15 protein-coding genes and 1 pseudogene are annotated in these 19,447 nt (G+C 50.9%); 7 read left to right on the top strand and 9 right to left on the bottom strand.

The annotated features are described in order from the left end of the window. The coding region (locus tag HMPREF9141_RS13725; protein ID WP_218916013.1) for a hypothetical protein at positions 1-274 on the top strand (274 nt) is incomplete at its 5' end. 1,192 nt (positions 275-1,466) lie between these two features. Here HMPREF9141_RS13725 and HMPREF9141_RS11515 read toward each other — a convergent pair. Both HMPREF9141_RS11515 and HMPREF9141_RS11520 read right to left on the bottom strand, forming a co-directional pair. Further along, complete coding sequence (locus HMPREF9141_RS11515; protein WP_040555095.1) at positions 1,467-2,327, bottom strand: OmpA family protein; 861 nt, start codon at positions 2,325-2,327, stop codon at positions 1,467-1,469. Positions 2,328-3,568: 1,241 nt separating this feature from the next. After that, positions 3,569-3,781, bottom strand: a complete 213-nt coding sequence (locus HMPREF9141_RS11520) for a hypothetical protein (RefSeq protein ID WP_007368928.1) — start codon at positions 3,779-3,781, stop codon at positions 3,569-3,571. A 131-nt stretch (positions 3,782-3,912) separates the two neighbouring features. On the opposite strand from HMPREF9141_RS11520, the gene purL reads away from it, so the two are divergent. The 3 genes from purL (at position 3,913) to HMPREF9141_RS11535 (ending at position 9,099) form a co-directional block, all read left to right on the top strand. Next, entirely contained in the window at positions 3,913-7,665 is a 3,753-nt protein-coding gene (gene purL, locus HMPREF9141_RS11525; protein ID WP_040554879.1) for a phosphoribosylformylglycinamidine synthase, read from the top strand. Positions 7,666-7,815: 150 nt separating this feature from the next. Next, positions 7,816-8,403, top strand: coding sequence for a chromate transporter (locus tag HMPREF9141_RS11530; protein ID WP_050788059.1), 588 nt, complete (start codon positions 7,816-7,818; stop codon positions 8,401-8,403). 120 nt (positions 8,404-8,523) lie between these two features. Beyond that, positions 8,524-9,099 (top strand): chromate transporter, encoded by a 576-nt coding sequence (locus HMPREF9141_RS11535; RefSeq protein WP_007368931.1) that lies wholly within the window; start codon positions 8,524-8,526, stop codon positions 9,097-9,099. A gap of 441 nt (positions 9,100-9,540) precedes the next feature. Here HMPREF9141_RS11535 and rseP read toward each other — a convergent pair whose 3' ends face one another. From rseP to tsaB, 6 genes are all read right to left on the bottom strand, one after another. Next, positions 9,541-10,941, bottom strand: a complete 1,401-nt coding sequence (rseP, locus tag HMPREF9141_RS11540) for an RIP metalloprotease RseP (RefSeq protein WP_007368932.1) — start codon at positions 10,939-10,941, stop codon at positions 9,541-9,543. Positions 10,942-10,955: 14 nt separating this feature from the next. Next, complete coding sequence (locus HMPREF9141_RS11545) at positions 10,956-12,113, bottom strand: 1-deoxy-D-xylulose-5-phosphate reductoisomerase (protein ID WP_007368933.1); 1,158 nt, start codon at positions 12,111-12,113, stop codon at positions 10,956-10,958. 20 nt (positions 12,114-12,133) lie between these two features. Further along, on the bottom strand, positions 12,134-12,655 hold the full coding sequence (gene rimM, locus HMPREF9141_RS11550; protein WP_007368934.1) for a ribosome maturation factor RimM: 522 nt from the start codon (positions 12,653-12,655) through the stop codon (positions 12,134-12,136). Positions 12,656-12,840: 185 nt separating this feature from the next. Continuing rightward, entirely contained in the window at positions 12,841-14,154 is a 1,314-nt protein-coding gene (murA, locus tag HMPREF9141_RS11555; RefSeq protein WP_007368935.1) for a UDP-N-acetylglucosamine 1-carboxyvinyltransferase, read from the bottom strand. 10 nt (positions 14,155-14,164) lie between these two features. Then, on the bottom strand, positions 14,165-14,764 hold the full coding sequence (locus HMPREF9141_RS11560) for a DUF4290 domain-containing protein (RefSeq protein WP_007368936.1): 600 nt from the start codon (positions 14,762-14,764) through the stop codon (positions 14,165-14,167). A 56-nt stretch (positions 14,765-14,820) separates the two neighbouring features. Beyond that, a complete protein-coding gene (gene tsaB / locus HMPREF9141_RS11565; RefSeq protein ID WP_007368937.1) occupies positions 14,821-15,513 on the bottom strand; it encodes a tRNA (adenosine(37)-N6)-threonylcarbamoyltransferase complex dimerization subunit type 1 TsaB in 693 nt (230 codons plus the stop codon). A 90-nt stretch (positions 15,514-15,603) separates the two neighbouring features. Between tsaB and HMPREF9141_RS11570 the strand changes: the two genes are divergently transcribed. The 3 genes and pseudogenes from HMPREF9141_RS11570 (at position 15,604) to nadD (ending at position 17,861) form a co-directional block, all read left to right on the top strand. Beyond that, the gene (locus tag HMPREF9141_RS11570) at positions 15,604-16,482 is read left to right on the top strand and encodes a YicC/YloC family endoribonuclease (RefSeq protein WP_007368938.1); all 879 of its coding nucleotides are present in this window, start codon (positions 15,604-15,606) and stop codon (positions 16,480-16,482) included. A gap of 142 nt (positions 16,483-16,624) precedes the next feature. Beyond that, a complete protein-coding gene (gene gmk / locus HMPREF9141_RS11575) occupies positions 16,625-17,302 on the top strand; it encodes a guanylate kinase (RefSeq protein WP_083809454.1) in 678 nt (225 codons plus the stop codon). Further along, positions 17,299-17,861 (top strand): annotated as a pseudogene (gene nadD / locus HMPREF9141_RS11580) (nicotinate (nicotinamide) nucleotide adenylyltransferase). Before gmk ends, nadD begins: the two are co-directional and overlap by 4 nt. Before the next feature lie 213 nt (positions 17,862-18,074). Here nadD and HMPREF9141_RS11585 read toward each other — a convergent pair. Continuing rightward, positions 18,075-19,025 (bottom strand): helix-turn-helix domain-containing protein, encoded by a 951-nt coding sequence (locus HMPREF9141_RS11585; RefSeq protein WP_007368941.1) that lies wholly within the window; start codon positions 19,023-19,025, stop codon positions 18,075-18,077. Positions 19,026-19,447: the final 422 nt, after the last annotated feature.

Consider the following 19,447-nt stretch of genomic DNA (forward strand, 5'->3'; position numbering starts at 1 on the left):
CCCGGCCTCGAACAATCTCTGTCCCGGAACGCCTTTACCGAAATATCAAGCTCAAAGAGCACCTCGTTCAAAAAGCAAAAGGGCGAAACGGCGAAATGGCGGAAACCAGAAAGCCTGCCCTGATGCCGAATTGATCGGTTCGTTTCTTTTACCCGTCCGCACGGCACGCATGCCGCGCAGACGCTTCTTGTACTACTTCTCTGTCTATGTAAATCCTTTCAAAGAACTCTTTCTTTCTGTGCCGACGATACCAGCCGTGCGGCTCGTTTCGTAAAGCGAGTGCAAAGGTATAAAGAAAAAACATACGCTCCAAATGTTTCGGGGATTATTTTTCAAAAAATCTCAAAGGAGCCCGTTGCCTTGATGCAGATCAATCCAAATTTCGCAAGAACGCCCTTACAAGCGTCCGAGAGGATCCGAAGCCGGGGAAAGCAGAATGAAAACAGGAAGCAGCAACAAAGCCTCCAGTCGCAAAATCGGAAACAAGGGAAGCTGCACAGCGACCTTCTACCGGACAGGCTGGCTGTAAATCAAAACTGCCAGAGTCCGTTCCGCCTCAAGACAATCAACGCACGATATGTCATGCTGCCATAAGCTCCCCCCTCAAGCAAGAAACAATATGCCCAGAACCGATCATCCTACCCCCAACAAATCTGAACCGCCAGCAGACATATACTCTGACTTTTGGGCAAGACAAAGACCTACGGGCAGCTTACTCCCGCCTTAATTAATGAACACATACACCCCCCGCAAAATGCTTATTACCAAAAGGAGAGGTTCCTACCTACCGGACACCCTTTACACCCGACTTTGTACAGCCTGTCAAGACACATTATATATATATAGCTTGATCACGAACGATTTTACAGGACCTTTTAAAAACGTCCCTTTATTTTTAGTGAGTACCTAAAAGGCATCACCTTTATTATAGAGCTGTTCTTAAAAAAAACACGTCGGTCTATCGTTGAGAGAACCCTGTCAACTCTTTGCGCCCTCTATGCCTTTATGCACCATCTTCAGCCTTCTCTTTCAACCGAACGTATGTCACATACCCATCGGGAAACATGCCTCCACCTGTCCGACGAATACTCTTTTTGCAGACAGGCGAGGACATCTGCCCTTATGTCAGCTTTCATATAAACTTTTGACACGCCCTCTCTCGTTCGCTCCTTCAAGAAGAAAGCAGAATCCTCTCGCCCAAAAGGGAAAATCCAACCAAGGGAATTTTACAACCTGCCTATGCTAAAAGATAAATCTGCATCTTGTCAGCATGATGCAGACAAGATGCAGATTTATATATGCCCAAACGTTTCAGTTCCTATCAATGTAGCAGATACCACACTGCTTCACCAAAGCACTTCCCACAGAAATAAATCATATATACGGAAAATGCAGCCAAAACCCACCTATACCTCCGTGGACATCGCTGGAGAATCAAGGACAGAACGTCATTATTCATAATCAGATTACTTTGCCGACTTCGTCTCAGGAGCCTCACCGATGAGATCCATAAACTGATCAAGTTTCGGAGTAATGATGATCTGTGTACGACGGTTGCGCTGCTTGCCCAGTTCGGTATCATTCGTAGCAAGCGGATTGTATTCACCCCGTCCACCGGCAGTCAGCCGCTTGGGGTTGACACCGAAACGGTCCTGCAGATACTGTACGACCGAAGCCGCACGCAGACAGGAGAGATCCCAGTTGTTACGGATGTTCTTCATCTTGTCATTCGCCGTATTGATAGGCACGTTATCCGTATTGCCCTCTATCAGCACATCATAATCCTTGTAGTCGGTGATGATCTTGGCAATCTTGCTCAATGTCTGCTCGGCACGGTCATTCACTTCATAAGAACCGCTCTTATACAGCATATTGTCGGCCAGAGAGATATAAACCACGCCCTTCAACACCTGCACGTCGACCTCCTTCAGCTCCTCACGGCTCAGCGAGCGTGTAAGGTTGTTCGTGAGCACCATGTTCAGCGAGTCGCTCTTCGACTTGACCTCCACCAGATGGCGGATGTACTGATTGCTCTCATTGATCTGGTCAACGAGTTTGGAAATGTTGATGTTATTTGAATTGGCGTTCCTCAAACTGTTGTCGAGACTTCCCTGCAAAGCGGCAGCACTCTCCCTTGCCTGTGCCAACTGATCCTCCAGGCTCTTGATCCGTGCGTTATTGGCGGCAATCGTCTCCTTGGCGCTCTGGTAATCCGCAGACAGCTGGTTATTCTCTGCCCGGCAATTCTCCAGGTCTTTCTTGCTGGCACAGCTGCTGAAAGCAAGTGCCCCTACGGCTAAAGCTACGATAAAAAGACTCTTTTTCATATTCTTCATTTTAGGTTCGTATTTTGAAAGTGCAGATACGTGCCCTGTTGCGAAAGCAGAATATTCACAAGATGCACATATCTTTTGCAAAGATAGGATAAAGTCATGGAAAACAAAATGTCATGCGATGAGTTTAGAGATTTTTAACCTGAAATCGAGAAATAAAGAAAATATTTGATAAAAAACATACAGAACTTACCACAGGAAGAGCCAATGTCCGTGACACATGGCAAACCATAAGAGGCCGGAAAACAAGAAGGATCCGGAAAAGGTATTTGACAGATTCTCCTTCCCGGACTGAATGCAGGAGGAACCGCATAGATGTAAGAAACAATCAGTATCGACCGGATTCATAGTCCTAGCATGATACAAAGACACACCTGATCTACTGCAACGGATCCTGGAAAAGCCCGGCTGTCATTCCTGACATTTGCGGTTGTTACTGTCCTGCAAAACTCAAACATCCCGTATATCAATGTGTAACGCTCTGTCAACCGGCAATCCCCCATTGACTTTGGAAGCTGGTCCGCCTCATCGAACAAAGTACACCGGCCTTTGGCTTTTACAACAAAGCGGTTTCATCCGATCAACGTACAGTAAGCATGCGAGCACACAGCACGACTGGTGTCAGGCATCGGCACAACTGGTGTCGGACATCAACACAACCGGTGTCGGGGATCAGGCCACAGGAAGGAGGGCAGGCCTGTTGCAGCTGCGACCTTTACATAGAGAAGGGAGGGGACGACCGCTTATATTGGGAAAGGAGTGCCGGACAACTATCTTTTTATAACGATCACCCGCTCTCCCCCACCCATACCGTCCTGCCCCACCCCGCCTTTTAGGTTCTTCCGTTAAATGTGTGGATGCTTTTCGCATAGCTTTCACGGAAAAACCGAAGTGATTCATTCAACAGGAAGATAGCCAGAACCGTCAACTGTCTATTTTATTATCCTCCTCCGATACAAAAACCTTTTCATTCTAATACGTCGGAAATACAGACAGGATTTTGAAAAGTCATTACATAATTTCAAATAAATCATCTGAAAATAAAAGGAATCCGTTCCAAAATCAGATTCGTAACCAGCAGTCAATCAATTGGTTACCAATCCATCCACAAAAGGTGCCTGATTGGACTTCAAAAGGGCATTGGTAACACGCTAATAGAGCACCTGTTGCAAGTCAATCAGGCCTCTTTCAGGAGCCAGAAGGGCATGTGTCAGCTTGGGTTGCATGAAAACAGTTTACAAACAGCGATGATATGGGAATAAGTTGTCTGTGGAAGACGGAAAGACAGGCTGATGGTCAGGCATCGTATCAATCTGCCTTTCCTGCATCTTATCTTTCAGTTCATCCTCCTTTTTAAGGCCATCTGGTTTTGGACAGTCATACCCTGCCAGTGCATAAGCCTTTATTCTCCAATCTACGCATTTAACGGAAGAACCGTCTTTTTCCATGTCCCTCAAATGAGCCAGGTTTGAGCATGGTTTTAAAACACCTTTCCAAAAAACACAGTGCAGAAAGATACTATCTCCAAAGAAAATCGTATCTTTGCAAACAAAGTAACACCAATTTTTATATAAAGGCTATGATTCTTTTCTTCAGAACTCAGTCCAAGAGCGTGATTGCTACAGAAGTCAACCATGCGCTGTCCCATGCGGAAATCAACGAACTTTGCTGGCTCTACGGCGATGCCGTCTACCTGCAGGATGCACAGGCGCTGCCGGGCTTCTATGTGGGGCCACGCCGTGAGATGATTACTCCTTGGAGTACGAATGCCGTCGAGATTACTCAGAACATGAGCCTTGACGGCATTCTGCGTATAGAGGAGTACTTCCCTGTAAGCAGCAAGGAAGCCGACTACGACCCCATGCTGCAACGCATGTACGAAGGTCTGGACCAGACGATATTCACAGTCAACCACGAGCCGGAGCCTATCAGGCACGTTGACAATCTGGAGAAATTCAACGAAGAAGAGGGTCTGGCACTCTCTCCAGAGGAGATGGAATACCTCCACAAGATTGAGAAGCAGAACGGTCGCCCACTCACCGACTCTGAAGTCTTCGGTTTCGCACAGATCAACTCTGAGCATTGCCGCCATAAAATCTTCGGAGGTGAGTTCATCATCGACGGCAAGGTGATGGAAAGCAGCCTCTTCAGCCTCATCAAGAAGACTACGAAAGAGAATCCTGGTAAGATTCTTTCAGCCTATAAAGACAATGTTGCTTTCGCCCAAGGTCCAGAAGTCGAACAGTTTGCACCAGCCAACCAGAGCACATCCGACTATTTCCGAGTAAAGCCGATCGAGAGTGTTATCTCTCTGAAAGCCGAGACCCACAACTTCCCAACTACCGTTGAGCCATTCAATGGAGCAGCGACTGGTACAGGTGGTGAGATACGCGACCGTATGGGCGGCGGTGTCGGCTCGTGGCCTATTGCCGGAACGGCTGTATATATGACCGCTTATCCCCGCTTGAAGGAAGACGACGGCAGTACACCAGCCTTGCGCGACTGGGAAGATATTCTTCCTGTCCGTCAGTGGCTCTATCAGACACCAGAGCAGATTCTCATCAAGGCATCCAACGGTGCAAGCGATTTCGGCAATAAGTTCGGTCAGCCGTTGATTACGGGTTCACTGCTCACTTTCGAGCATCAGGAGAATGGCGAGAAATATGCTTACGACAAGGTGATTATGCTTGCTGGTGGTGTAGGCTATGGAACCAAGCGCGACTGTCTGAAGGGCGAGCCGCAGGCCGGCAACAAGGTGGTTGTCGTCGGTGGCGACAACTACCGCATCGGGCTCGGCGGCGGTTCGGTATCATCGGTCGATACAGGCCGTTACTCCAACGGCATTGAGTTGAATGCCGTACAGCGTGCCAACCCGGAGATGCAGAAACGTGCTTACAACCTCGTGCGTGCATTGGTAGAAGAAGACAACAACCCGGTTGTTTCTATCCACGACCACGGTTCTGCTGGACACCTGAATTGTCTGAGTGAGCTTGTTGAAGAATGTGGTGGCAAGATTGACATGACACAGCTGCCTATCGGTGACAAGACTTTGAGTGCCAAGGAAATCATTGCCAACGAGTCACAGGAGCGCATGGGCCTGCTCATTGACGAGAAGCATCTCGACCACGTGAAGAAGATTGCTGAGCGTGAGCGTGCACCGATGTATGTTGTCGGTGAGACCACAGGCGATGCCCACTTCTCGTTTGTCCAGGGTGATGGTGTCAAGCCATTCGACTTGGACGTGGCGCAGATGTTCGGCCATTCTCCAAAGACAATCATGAAGGATGAGACCGTTGAGCGCAAATATGAGAATGTTTCTTATAGTATAGATAAGGTGGAGGAATACCTCCAGCGCGTGCTTCAGTTGGAAGCTGTGGCCTGCAAGGACTGGCTGACCAATAAGGTTGACCGCTCTGTCACAGGTAAAGTTGCCCGCCAGCAGTGTCAGGGTGAGATTCAGTTGCCACTCTCTGACTGTGGTGTTGTAGCCTTGGATTATCGTGGTCATAAGGGTATTGCTACCGCACTCGGTCATGCGCCACAAGCAGGACTCGCATCACCAGAGGCAGGCTCAGTCCTTTCAGTAGCCGAGTCATTGACCAATATCGTATGGGCACCATTGGCAGACGGCATGGACAGCTTGAGTCTTTCAGCCAACTGGATGTGGCCTTGTCGCTCACAGAAGGGTGAGGATGCACGTCTCTATAGTGCGGTTAAGGCACTATCAGACTTCTGCTGCGCTATCGGTGTGAACGTTCCAACGGGTAAGGATTCACTTTCTCTGACCCAGCAATATCCTAACGGCGACAAGATTATCTCTCCGGGAACCGTCATCGTGACCAGTGGTGGTGAGGTGAGCGATGTGCGTCAGGTGGTTTCTCCAGTACTTGTAAACAACAAGAGCACACGCCTCTATCATATCGACTTCAGTTTTGACGAGCAGCGTCTTGGTGGCTCTGCCTTTGCACAGAGCCTCGGCAAGATTGGTAGTGATATTCCAACAGTAAAAGAACCACAGTACTTCTGCGACTGCTTCGATGCCGTACAAGAGATGATTCGTCGTGGATGGATACTCGCGGGACACGACATTTCAGCAGGTGGTTTGATTACAACATTGCTTGAGATGACCTTTGCCAATGCTGAAGGTGGCCTGCATATCAACCTCCACGACATCAAGGGTGACGATGTTATCAAGAAGCTCTTTGCAGAGAATCCAGGCGTCGTAATCCAGGTTGCTGACGAACATAAGGAAGAAGTCAAGGAATTCTTGACAGAAAACTGCATCGGCTTTGCCCGCATCGGCACACCAAGTCCAGACAAACGCACCCTCAGTATTGCTGATGGTGACTGGAAAGCAGCGTTCGATATTGACGCATTACGCGATACGTGGTATAAGACATCTTACCTGCTTGACCGCAAGCAGAGTATGAACGGCATGGCTAAGAAGCGTTACCTGAACTACAAGAAGCAGCCAATCGAGATGAAGTTCAATGCTGATTTCACCGGTACCCTCCAGCAGTACGGTCTCGATGCAGACCGTTGGAAGACTTCAACACCTAACACTAACACCCAACATCCAACACCCAAGGCAGCTATCATCCGTGAAAAGGGTACCAATGGTGAGCGTGAGATGGCTTACGCACTCTATTTGGCTGGCTTTGAGGTGAAGGATGTCATGATGACCGATCTCATCACAGGTCGTGAGACCTTAGAAGAGGTGAACATGGTCGTCTTCTGCGGTGGCTTCTCTAACTCTGACGTACTCGGTTCTGCAAAGGGATGGGCTGGTGCTTTCCTCTATAACCCGAAAGCCAAGCAGGCACTCGACCGCTTCTATGCACGCGAAGATACACTTTCATTGGGTATCTGCAACGGCTGTCAGTTGATGGTGGAACTGAACCTCATCAACCCGGAGCACAAGCACCGTGCCCACCTCTGCCACAACACCAGCAAGAAGTTCGAGAGTGCGTTCCTGAATCTGACCATTCCGCAGAACAACAGTGTAATGTTCGGTTCTTTGAGCGGTAACAAACTCGGCATCTGGGTGGCACACGGCGAGGGCCGGTTCTACCTGCCGGAAGCCGAGGACAAGTATAACATCATTGCCAAATACAACTATGCGGAGTATCCGGGCAACCCGAACGGTTCGGACTACAACGTGGCCGGCATCTGCTCTGCCGACGGCCGTCACCTTGCAATGATGCCCCACCTGGAGCGTTCCGTCTTCCCCTGGCAGCAGGCATGGTATCCACGTGAACGCCGCCAGGAGGAGGTGACACCATGGATCGAGGCGTTTGTCAATGCCCGCAAATGGGTGGAGAGCAAGCTGTAAGGCCTGTCCCATACCTCCGGGGCATTCCATCCCTCTGAACAGATTACAGACAACATGGAAATCTCCTTCGTCCGTCCATTGACACCCAAAGGGACAAGGACGGACGAGGGGATTTATCATTTCATCTACTTCCTTTCAATCAGAAATCCTGTGCAAAAAGAAAACATTTCCCCAATATCCGGCCATCATCCCCCGTCATCCTTCTACTGGGATGCCTTCAAGACCTTTTTCAAGATCGGAGCTTTTACCCTTGGAGGCGGCTATGCCATGCTGCCCATCCTCCAACAGGAGGTCGTGGAGAAAAAACGATGGATTCCCCAGGACCAGTTCATCGACCTTATCGCCATTGCGCAGAGTTGCCCGGGAGTTCTCGCTGCCAACATCAGCATTTTCGTGGGGTATAAGATACGGAAGCTACCCGGTGCTCTCTGCACCTGCCTGGGAGCGGTTCTTCCCTCTTTTCTCATCATTCTCTGCATAGCACTCTTCCTTCACCAGTTCATGGACATCCCCTGGGTAGCGGCCATGTTCCGCGGCATCCGTCCTGCCGTAGTGGCGTTGATAGCCGTCCCTACCTTCCAGCTGGCAAAAGAAGCACGCATCACCTTGACCACCTGCTGGATTCCCCTTGCCACGGCACTCCTTATCTGGCTCCTGGGGGTAAATCCGGTATATGTCATCCTTGCAGCAGGAGTCGGCGGGTTTCTCTATGGGAAATACATCCGGCCGACAGAGTAGAAACCTCCTGCAGCCCCTCCGGCCGACAGTCGCCGGCCGAAGGGAAGTACAAGGAAGGGCGAGCGTGTTTCTCAAGACAGGCAATGCTCTTGGACTCCCAGTCTTACAACAAACAACAACATGATATACTTACACCTCTTCTATACTTTCTTTCTCATCGGGCTCTTTGGATTCGGCGGAGGATATGGGATGCTGTCGCTGATACAGACCGAGACCGTCCTGAGACACCACTGGCTCAGCTCCGCGGAGTTCACGAACATTGTCGCCATCTCACAGATGACACCGGGGCCCATCGGCATCAACTCCGCCACCTACTGCGGATATACTGCCGTACACAACGCCGGCTTCGGTGGAGGAATGGCGGTCTTGGGAAGCATCACCGCCACCATCGCCATCGTTCTGCCCTCCCTGATACTGATGGTCCTGATCAGCAGGATGTTCCTGAAATACATGAACAATCCCATCGTCCAGTCGGTTTTTGCAGGACTGCGCCCCGTCGTCGTCGGTCTGCTGGCCGCCGCCACTTTATTGTTATGCAATGCTGAGAACTTCTCTGTGCCCTCCGTCAATCCCTGGCAGTTCTGCATCAGTCTGTTCCTCTTCGCTGCGACCTTTGCCGGTACGATGTGGATGAAGATCAATCCCATCCGGATGATCTGTTATGCGGCCTTTGCTGGATTGGTACTGCTGTATTAAAAAAAAAGCCTCACCCCCGGCTCCTCTCCGAATGGAGAGGGGAGTAGAATGCACCGTTCGCAAGCGACTTTGCAGACGATGCGTTACCTTATCCTTTACCGGCCAACAACCTTTCAATAAAACACTATAAACCACAAAAATCACGTAATACCTGCGATGACAAGTATTGCGTGATTTCGTATCGAGATGCTGTCAACGGACTACTTCAAGGAAGGTTGATCCGGCAGATTCCTATTTGTGCTTACATAAAATAACCGTTCGCAAGCGACTTTGCAGACGACACCTTATTTTATCCTTTGCCGTCCAACAACCTTTCAACAAAACACTATAAACCACAAAAATCACGCAATACCTGCGATGACAAGTATTGCGTGATTTCGTATTGAGATATTGGTAACTGACTACCTCAATGAAGTTAATCCAGCTGACTCCTGTTTGTTCTTACATTATATGCAGCCAACGGAGGATGTCGTTGAGGTTGGCAAATATCATGAGGAGAATCAGCAGGGTGATGCCGACATACTCCGCACGGATCATGAACTTCTCGGAAGGTTTGCGGCGGGTAATCATCTCGTAGAGCAAAAAGACCACGTGACCGCCATCAAGTGCCGGGATAGGCAGAATGTTCATGAAGGCGAGGATGATGCTCAGGAAGGCCGTCATCGACCAGAACATGTACCAGTCCCAGTAAGGAGGGAAAAGGCTTCCGATAGCCCCGAAGCCTCCGATGCTCTTCGCACCGTCAGCCGAAGCGAGGTAACGGAAATTGCCGACATAGCCGCGCAGCACGTTCCAGCCATGCTTGATTCCGGCCGGGAAACTCTCGAAGAAGCCATATCTCTCCTGCACCGGTTTGTAATAGGTGGCAAGCGTCGCTTGAAGAACACCCAGTTTGAGGTCGGGTGTCAGCACCATCTTCACAGTATCGAGCTTCTCCACGCCCTTGTGCTGTACGGTCAGGACCACCGAGCGGGCCGCCAGCGAATCCTTGTGCGTATTCTTCACGGACATGACATCATCGAGCACGCCCATCTGATAGTTCATGTCGCTCCATGTCTCAATCTTCTTGCCATTGACCGTTCTGATGAGGTCACCAGCCTTGATGCCCGCCCTGGCAGCAGGCGAACCGCCCATCACACTGTCGACCTGTGCCGGGATGAACGGCTCGACGAAGTAAGGACGGGTCTTGATCATCGGCAGCATATCCATGTCGCCGGGCAGCGCAATGCTGTGCTTCTTGCCGTTACGCAGTACATCAACACGTTTCGCCTGGGCTATCTGGCGGAAGAAGTCGCCGTTCACATTGGCATATTCACGGAAAGGTCCCTGGTCCGTCCCGAGCATGACATCATGGTCGCGGAAGCCCAGTGCCTTGGCATCAACATTGAAACGCATACCCATGCTCATGTCCGACACCTTGAAATAAGAATCACCCCAGGTGAACATGATCATCGAATAGATGAAGAGCGCAAGGACAAAATTGACCAGCACACCACCTATCATAATCAAAAGCCGCTGCCATGCCGGCTTGGTGCGGAACTCCCACGGCTGCGGCTCTTTCTTCATCTGCTCGGTATCAAGACTCTCGTCAATCATACCGGCAATCTTGCAGTAGCCGCCCAGCGGCAGCCAGCCCATGCCGTACTCGGTATCGTCCTTTTTCGGCTTCCAGCTGAAGAGCTTTCCTTTCCACTTCCCGATGTTCACATCGAAGAAGACAAAGAACTTTTCGACACGGACACCGAAGAGTTTCGCAAAGAACATATGTCCGCCTTCGTGAAGCAGGACAAGCAGAGAGATTGCCAGAACAAACTGTAGCAATCTGATCAGAAATGTTTCCATTATCTATTTACAACTTATTGATTATTCATAATATCCTGTGCCACACGGCGTGCCTCGGCATCCGTCTGCACGTAAACCTCATAGTCGGGATTGCTGTCGAAGGCAACCTGCTGCATGGTCTGCTCGATGATGTCGCCCATGGCGAGGAACGAGCACACGCCACGCCGGAAGCCCGCATTGACTATTTCGTTGGCCGCATTGACAATGCACGGCATATTTCCGCCCTTGTTGATTGCCTCGTAAGCCATGGCAAGACACTTGAACTTTTCCACATCCGGCTCGAAGAACTCCAGCGGCTGGCGGAACAGGTCGAGACGGTCGCCGTCCAGATGCAGCCGTTTCGGGAACGAGAAAGCATACTGGATGGGCAACCGCATATCGGGAACCCCCAGCTGCGCCTTCACACCACCGTCACGGAACTGCACCGCACTGTGGACGATAGACTGCGGATGGACGAGTACCTGTATCCTATCGGCCGGTACACCGAAGAGCCACTTCGCCTCTATCACCTCAAAGCCCTTGTTCATCAGCGATGCGGAGTCGATGGTGATCTTGGCCCCCATGTCCCATGTAGGATGCTTCAGGGCATCAGCGGCAGTGACCGTCTTCAGCTGATCGTGCGTAAACCTGCGGAAAGGACCGCCCGAACAGGTGAGCAGAATCTTCTCAATCTCGTTGCCGTCCTCGCCGACAAGGCTCTGGAAGATGGCACTGTGCTCGCTGTCAACCGGCAGGATAGGCGTATGATACTGCTGTGCCAGCTGAAGAATCAGCTCACCGGCAACGACAAGCGTCTCCTTGTTGGCAAGGCAGATTCTCTTCTTCGCCTTGACGGCATGGATGGTCGGAGCAAGACCGGCATAGCCCACCATCGCCGTCAGCACCATGTCAATGGAGGGGGATTCGACGATCTCTTCCAATGCCTTGCTGCCACAATACACCTTTACATCGGGCATATCGGCCAGTTCTTTTACCAGAGGTTCATAGAAAGTCTCGTCGGCAATGACCACGGCGGCGGGATGGAAACGGCGTGCCTGAGCAGCAAGCTCTTTCCAACGGCGGTTGGCCGTGAGTGCATAAGCCTCATAAAGGTCGGGGTGCTGGCTGATTACATCCAGTGCCTGCGTACCGATGCTGCCCGTTGAACCTAATATACAGATTTGTTGTTTCATTCTATTTTTTACAAAGTAAATCAAAGATCAAGCAGCCCGGCAGGGATGCGCATTGCAATCGTCTGCTTTTCTGCATCTATCTTCACTATCAGGTCTGTACTGGCAGGAATCAATCGTTCTTCATCTTCCGGTGTCATCACCTCAAGGAGCGTATTGATTGTCGTTTCATCGATTGAAACAATCCTGCCGACAGTCTTTCCTGTAGCCTTATCTACCAGGGTATAGCCAACGACTTGTGCCCATGATACATCAGCAGTTCCTTCTTCTGCAAGTTTGCGCGGAAAGTAAACCTCACTTCCCGTCAGTTCACGTGCCTGTGCCTCGGTATCGACATCACAGAACTTCATCAGGACTACTTCGTCCGAACGGAAGCGGTATTCCTCCATGAAAAAAGGTACAAGTATTCCGTCTATGTCCAATAGCAGATAATCGGCATCAACGGCATCAAACACATCATCGGAGAACTGCATCTGCAGCTCTCCGTGTACGCCGTGCGGTTTCCCGATGCGGCCGATTTTATAGACCTCTTCTTTCCTTATCATCTTTTTCTGTTAAATCAGCGGTCCTGATACATGATTGCTTACTTCAATCCCCAATTGTGCATTATGAAGAAAAGGGTCGACCTATTTGCGGGAAACCGTCTACCCTTTTGCGGAAAAAGGTAGACCCTTTTTGTCTGGAGCCTAAACACGCTTGGTCAAGGAATAGGTTTCACAAGGCTATGAGGCTAACATATTTCGGCTCTGCGAATCTTTGCCCCCAATGCGTTCAGGCGTGCCTCGATGTTCTCGTAACCGCGGTCAATCTGTGCGATGTTGTCAATGCGGCTCGTGCCTTCCGCTGTCAAGGCTGCAATGAGCAAGGCGATGCCGGCGCGGATGTCAGGACTTGACATACGTCCGGCGCGGAGTTTTTTGCCGTTGTCGTGTCCGACAACTACGGCGCGGTGAGGGTCACAGAGAATAATCTGCGCCCCCATGTCGATGAGTTTGTCGACGAAGAAGAGCCGGCTCTCAAACATTTTCTGATGGAAAAGCACGCTGCCCTGTGCCTGCGTCGCCACAACGAGGAGCACGGAGATGAGGTCCGGTGTCAGTCCCGGCCAGGGCGCATCGCTGATGGTCATAATCGTTCCGTCAATAAAGGAATCTATCACGTAATGGTCCTGGCGGGGAATGATGAGGTCATCTTCATCCTCAATGATCTGCACGCCCAGCCGGCGGAAGGTATCGAGAATCGGGCCGAGGTTGGGAATCGATACATCCTTGATTCGTACGCCGTCCCCCACCATAGCTGCCATTCCGACAAACGAGCCGACCTCTATCATATCCGGGAGAATCCGGTGTTCTGCCCCATGCAGCGTCTTCACACCCTCTATGGTAATCAGGTTGCTGGCTATACCGCTGATTTTCGCACCCATCGCATTGAGCAGGTGGCAGAGCTGCTGGATATACGGTTCGCAGGCAGCATTGTATATCGTCGTTGTCCCCTCCGCCAGCACGGCAGCCATGATGATGTTGGCCGTACCCGTCACCGATGCCTCGTCCAGCAGCATATAAGTGCCGACAAGGCGGTCGGCCTGTATCTCGTAGACATCACGGTTCTCGACACGTCCGAAGTGTGCCCCGAGGTTCTTGAAACCCAGGAAATGCGTATCGAGACGGCGGCGGCCGATTTTGTCCCCCCCCGGCTTGGCTATCGTCGCCTTGCCGAAGCGACCTAACAGCGGACCAATCATCAGTACGCTGCCACGCAGGGACGAGCATTTCTTCACGAAGCCGCTACTCTCCAGATAGTCAAGGTTCACATCGTCTGCCTGGAAAGAGAAGTCGTTCGGAGCGAGCTTTCTCACCTTCACACCGATGTCCTGCAGCAGTTTGATGAGGTTGTTCACATCAAGGATGTCCGGAACATTACGAATGATGACCTCTTCCGTCGTCAACAGGGTTGCACAAATGACTTCCAAGGCTTCATTCTTCGCACCTTGCGGGGCAATCGTTCCACTCAGCCGATGTCCACCTTCAATGATAAAGGATTCCATGTTCGTCGTCTTACTTTTTCTTCTTGTTACGAGGCTGGGCAAAATCACGGGCATTGATTCTCTCGAACTTGAAAGTATCAAGGTCGAGCTGAATCTTTCCATCGGTGAAACGGGCAAGGTCTGACGCCACTTTCTCGTCGTCGCTCGATCCGTGCCCCCACTGCATCAGACTGCGTTTCATCTGATTGGCGACAGAACGGACGAAAGCATCCCGCCGTTCACCGGGCTCCATGGTCTTCAGCTGTTCGAAAGCCTCAAAGAGCAGTTTGCCGTAATGTCTTACGGGAATCTTCGACATGGGATAGGTCATCGGCTCCGGCTTCGTGGCGATCTTCAAGGCCTGCGATACGTCGCAGGGATAGTCTATATCCAGCTTGAAATTGGCCATCAATGCCAGATGGTCCCAGAGTTTCTCCATGTGGTCGTAATTTCCACGGTTCTGGGCATTCATCCTGTCCATAATGGCGACAATGGCTTCTGCACACCGCTGACGCTCTTCCTTGGTAGGGAGCGTCACGGCATAATCTACCATGTTCTGTATTTCTCGCCCATACTGTGGCAGTATGAGTCTCTCGCGCTGTGTGTTGTAATCTAATCCGGGTATGTTCATTGGGTGATGGGTGATGATAGGCGATGAATAAGATAATAAACGGTGATAGGCTTTCCCTACAGCAGCGGTTTCGCCTTCTTGGCAACAAAGTCCTTGAGATAGAACGGGACGTAATACGCCACATCCTCGAACTTCTCCTCCGCCATGCGCTTCTCTGCCAGCGGAAACATATTCTTTGCCAGTGCGTCAATGCCCTTGATGAGGTGGGCATTCGGGTGATGGATGACCTCCATGCACTTCTCGGCACCATTGCCGAAGAAATAGACCGGACCACGGTCAAGATATTCTTTGTAGGTATGCCCGTCAACGACATCCGCCTGAATGCCGCGGACCTTCTTCAGCGCACGGTCATAGACAGCAGAATACACCTCCATCCGGCGTGCATCGATCATCGGAACGAGGAGTGCATCGCCCTCGACAGCCTCATGGTGAAGCAGTACCGGTACAGCCAGCAACTCCAGTGTAGGCACAGCCAGCAGCTTCACGCCACGCCCGTAGCAGATGCCTTTCGCCATGGACACGCCGACACGCAGTCCGGTGTATGACCCAGGACCGCCGCTGACCGCCACCGCATCCAACGACAACGCATGACTGTCTGTAAAGGCAAGTGCCTCGTCAACGAATGTTCCTAACTTCTCCCGATGCTTGGAATCGAGCGTATCCTGCTTCTCGAAGATACAGTTCCCATCCTGACTTACTGCAACGGAGCACACGTTTGTGCTCGTGTCAATATTCAATATACAAGACATAAATGACTTTTATATTCTAAATAACGTGCAAATATACTCCTTTTATTCCATATTTTTTGTACATTTGCAGAAATTTAACGCGAAAAGCTCATGATACTATCAATGACTGGCTATGGGAAAGCTACCATAGCCTACAAGGAAAAGAAAATCAATGTCGAAGTGAAGTCGCTTAACAGCAAGACACTCGACCTATCAGCACGCATCGCACCCCTCTACAGAGAAAAGGAAATGGAGATACGCCGCCTGCTCGCCCAGAAGCTGGAACGCGGAAAGGTGGATTTCTCCATTTGGATTGAGAAAGAGACGACGGTTGACGCAACGCCCATCAACGCTGCCCTCGTAGAAAACTATTATAATCAGATCAAGACCCTCTCCAAGGACACCGGCATCCCTGAACCGGCCGACTGGTTCACGACACTGCTGCGCCTGCCTGACGTCACGACGAAGACCGAGGTGGAAGTACTTGAAGACGGCGAATGGGAGGCTGCGCTGCAGGCCGTCAACAAGGCGGTAGACAAGCTCATCGAATTCCGCACCCAGGAGGGTGCAGCACTGCAGAAGAAATTTGCCGAGAAGATTGACAATATCGCTGTTCTCTTGAAGAACATCGAACCCCTCGAGCAGAGCCGTGTGCCGAAGATAAGAGAGAAGATTATCGAAGGTCTGAAGCTGATTCCGGAAGTGGAATACGACAAGAACCGTCTGGAACAGGAACTGATTTATTACATCGAGAAACTCGACATCAGCGAGGAAAAGCAGCGGCTCGCCAACCACCTCAAGTATTTCCGGGAGACCATGGACGAGAGCGGACACGGTGTCGGCAAGAAGCTCGGCTTCATAGCCCAGGAGATGGGGCGCGAAATCAATACGACCGGCTCGAAGAGCAACCAGGCAGAGATGCAGAACATCGTCGTCAAGATGAAGGACGAGCTGGAGCAGATCAAAGAGCAGGTGCTGAATGCCCTGTAAGAAGCCCATCATCGCCCATCCCGCCTATCCTGCTTACCACCCGCCTATTATCGCTTATCACCGCCTACCCCAGCCCCTCCCCCGGAGGAGCCTGAGGAGGCTTCCCCACCCACAGGAGAGAATACAGAAAATAAAATCCATCATGAGCAAACTTTCATCTGACCACCCGACAACCGGCACATCGCCCGTCACCCAAACACAGGAGGCTGCATCCCACGACATCCCGTCAGGCGATTCCCTCCTTCTGAGAGGCGGGGGGAGGCTGATCTTCTCCGCCCCTTCCGGCTCGGGCAAGAGCACCATCGTGCAATGGCTGATGCGGGAACATCCGGAACTGCGGCTGGCATTCTCCATCAGCTGTACCACCCGGGCACCGCGCGGTACGGAGCAGAATGGCGTGGAGTACATCTTCCTATCGCCTGAAGCGTTCAAGGAAAAGATTAAGACTGGAGAGTTCCTGGAGTATGAAGAGGTATACGAAAACCGCTTCTATGGTACATTGAAGTCACAGGTGGAGAGCCAGACGGCAGCCGGGCAGAACGTGGTCTTTGATGTCGATGTCAAAGGCGGCTGCAACATCAAGAAGTTCTACGGCGACCGGGCCTTGAGCATCTTCATCCAACCGCCTTCGATAGAAGAACTGCGCCGCCGACTCGTGGGCAGACAGACCGACAGTGCCGAAGCCATCGAGAACCGCCTTGCCAAGGCTTCCTACGAACTTACCTTCGCTGACAAATTCGACCGGATCATTGTCAACGACAATCTCGAAAAGGCAGAGCAGGAAGCATACGAGATTGTGAAGGAATTTATAGAAAGATGAACATCGGCATCTTCGGCGGTTCTTTCAACCCCATTCACAACGGACACCTCACACTGGCAAAGGCCTTTCTTGAGAAAGAAAAGTTGGACGAAGTATGGTTCATGGTATCCCCCCAGAATCCTTTCAAGGCAGACCAGGCACTGCTTGACGATCACCTTCGCCTGAAGCTGGTACAAAAAGCCACAGACAACAATCCGCACTTCAAGACCTCGGATTACGAGTTCCGTTTACCGAAGCCTTCCTACACATGGAACACCCTCCGGCATCTCAGCAGCGACTTCCCTGCCCATCGCTTCACGCTCCTTGTGGGAGGCGACAACTGGGCAGCCTTCAATCGCTGGTATCATGCCGAAGACATCCTCGCTCATTACCGCCTCGTAGTCTATCCACGCCGTGGCGAGCAGATCTCAGACAATGCCCTGCCCCCGGCGTAAGCATCCTCCGTACGCCCTTCATTGATATCAGCAGTACGGAAATCAGACGACGCATCCGGCAGGGAATGTCTGTCCGGGGGCTTGTACCGCCTGCCATCGAGACGGAAGTAAGCCGTCTTTATTAGCTCTCCCGCAGTCTGTTATCGTCCTTCCTCCCATTTAAGCAGATAACACTCCTGCCTCAATCCATTTACTCCGTGACCCGCTGTGACCCCATGAGAAAAACGGACGGAAAGATGTATATATATAGAGGAAAATTCTGGAAGAGCGGGAAGTTTCATTCAGAAAGGGATAACGTGAACCCAGCAACATATTGTATATCAACAACTTACGGTTATTTATGGGGTCTCTATGGAACTGCATGGGGTGTCGTCAGGCATCATCCTGTATTCCGTCGCTGTAATCCCCGTGCGCCGCTTGAAGAACTTGCACAGCGTACTGAGCGAGACGAACCCGAACTCATTGGCAATCATCTTCAGCGACTTGCTCGTATAGCGCAGTTCCAGCTGGATGAGGATAACCAGCGTCTTGTCAATCCACTCCTTCGCCGTAATGCCTGTCTCCTTCTTCACCACCATACCCAGATAATGGGCCGTCATGCAGAGCTGAGAAGCGTAAAACTCGATCTCGTGCTCCGTCTTGGCATAATCGTTGACCAGCCGGACGAAACGCTCGACGGTCTGTCGGTTACGCGACTTGTACTTCCATCTTACCGCAACCTTCGACTTATACAGGGAATGGATGAAATGAAGTGAAGACAGGAAAAATGAGCTGACCGTATCCCGGTCCACGCCTTCCATATGGACCAGCCTGTTCAATGTATGCATATACTGCTCCCAGATAGCCTGTTCCTCTTCTGACAGGTGCAGAGAAAAACACTGCCCCGGCGGGAGAAAGAGATCAGGAAGCCTTCCGCCGAATACGTCGCGCATATATCCTTCCGTCATGCTGATACCGACAAACGTTGTATCCTCACCGAAGTCATCGTCAGTAAGGACAGCCCCACAATTGATAAAGAGCAGGTCGCCCGGACCGCAGTGGTAGCTCCTGAAGCCGATGACAGGTTCACACCATCCCGTCTTCACAATCCCCACACGCATCACATCCAGACGGATAGGACTCCTCTCCTTGATAAACGCCTTGAAAAAAGGATTACAACCGATTGCTACCGTAAATCCTGGACCTACGGAGATATTACCGTTCAGAATATCCCTGTTGTTTCTTGCGCAAGAGGTAATCTCGCCAAAGCTCGCAACCGATGTATGTGTCAAATCATTATTATCGTTCATTTAGCCCATTTATGTTTGTGTAAAGGTAAGAACATAATCCGACCAGCTGCCTCTTTTAACCTATGTTATATCTTTAACCTCTGAAAAGCGACCTTTTAAGCAATAAACAGAACAAAACAAGAAACAAAATTCTATTCTGCAACAAACAATTCTTTAGAAGTCTGTATGCTTTGAACAAGATACTGATATTGCATGATTGGGATAAAAGTCCGTATGATTTACTGCCTGCAGCTCATCAACACACCTGCCCGTAAGGCAGGGCGGAATATCCGCAAACCATGTCATTTCACACACTGCCCTACCCTGGACTCCTGCTTCCTCTACGAAATCGACAACAATCTGGTTACCAGCACATTATTCCCTCCTCTTCAATTGGGCGTTACTTGCGTTGCAAGTAACGCCCAATTGAAGTCCAAGTAAGA

The organism is Prevotella multiformis DSM 16608 (genome assembly GCF_000191065.1).
Lineage (GTDB): Bacteria > Bacteroidota > Bacteroidia > Bacteroidales > Bacteroidaceae > Prevotella > Prevotella multiformis.

Bases quoted from the DNA above. Each gene is read 5' to 3' on its own strand.
- HMPREF9141_RS11570 (WP_007368938.1), top strand. From the start codon at position 15,604: ATGATACTATCAATGACTGGCTATGGGAAAGCTACCATAGCCTACAAG.
- rseP (WP_007368932.1), bottom strand. From the start codon at position 10,941: ATGGAAACATTTCTGATCAGATTGCTACAGTTTGTTCTGGCAATCTCT.
- HMPREF9141_RS11545 (WP_007368933.1), bottom strand. From the start codon at position 12,113: ATGAAACAACAAATCTGTATATTAGGTTCAACGGGCAGCATCGGTACG.
- HMPREF9141_RS11585 (WP_007368941.1), bottom strand. From the start codon at position 19,025: ATGAACGATAATAATGATTTGACACATACATCGGTTGCGAGCTTTGGC.
- rimM (WP_007368934.1), bottom strand. From the start codon at position 12,655: ATGATAAGGAAAGAAGAGGTCTATAAAATCGGCCGCATCGGGAAACCG.
- gmk (WP_083809454.1), top strand. From the start codon at position 16,625: ATGAGCAAACTTTCATCTGACCACCCGACAACCGGCACATCGCCCGTC.
- HMPREF9141_RS11560 (WP_007368936.1), bottom strand. From the start codon at position 14,764: ATGAACATACCCGGATTAGATTACAACACACAGCGCGAGAGACTCATA.
- tsaB (WP_007368937.1), bottom strand. From the start codon at position 15,513: ATGTCTTGTATATTGAATATTGACACGAGCACAAACGTGTGCTCCGTT.
- HMPREF9141_RS11515 (WP_040555095.1), bottom strand. From the start codon at position 2,327: ATGAAAAAGAGTCTTTTTATCGTAGCTTTAGCCGTAGGGGCACTTGCT.
- HMPREF9141_RS11535 (WP_007368931.1), top strand. From the start codon at position 8,524: ATGATATACTTACACCTCTTCTATACTTTCTTTCTCATCGGGCTCTTT.
- murA (WP_007368935.1), bottom strand. From the start codon at position 14,154: ATGGAATCCTTTATCATTGAAGGTGGACATCGGCTGAGTGGAACGATT.
- purL (WP_040554879.1), top strand. From the start codon at position 3,913: ATGATTCTTTTCTTCAGAACTCAGTCCAAGAGCGTGATTGCTACAGAA.
- HMPREF9141_RS11520 (WP_007368928.1), bottom strand. From the start codon at position 3,781: ATGGAAAAAGACGGTTCTTCCGTTAAATGCGTAGATTGGAGAATAAAG.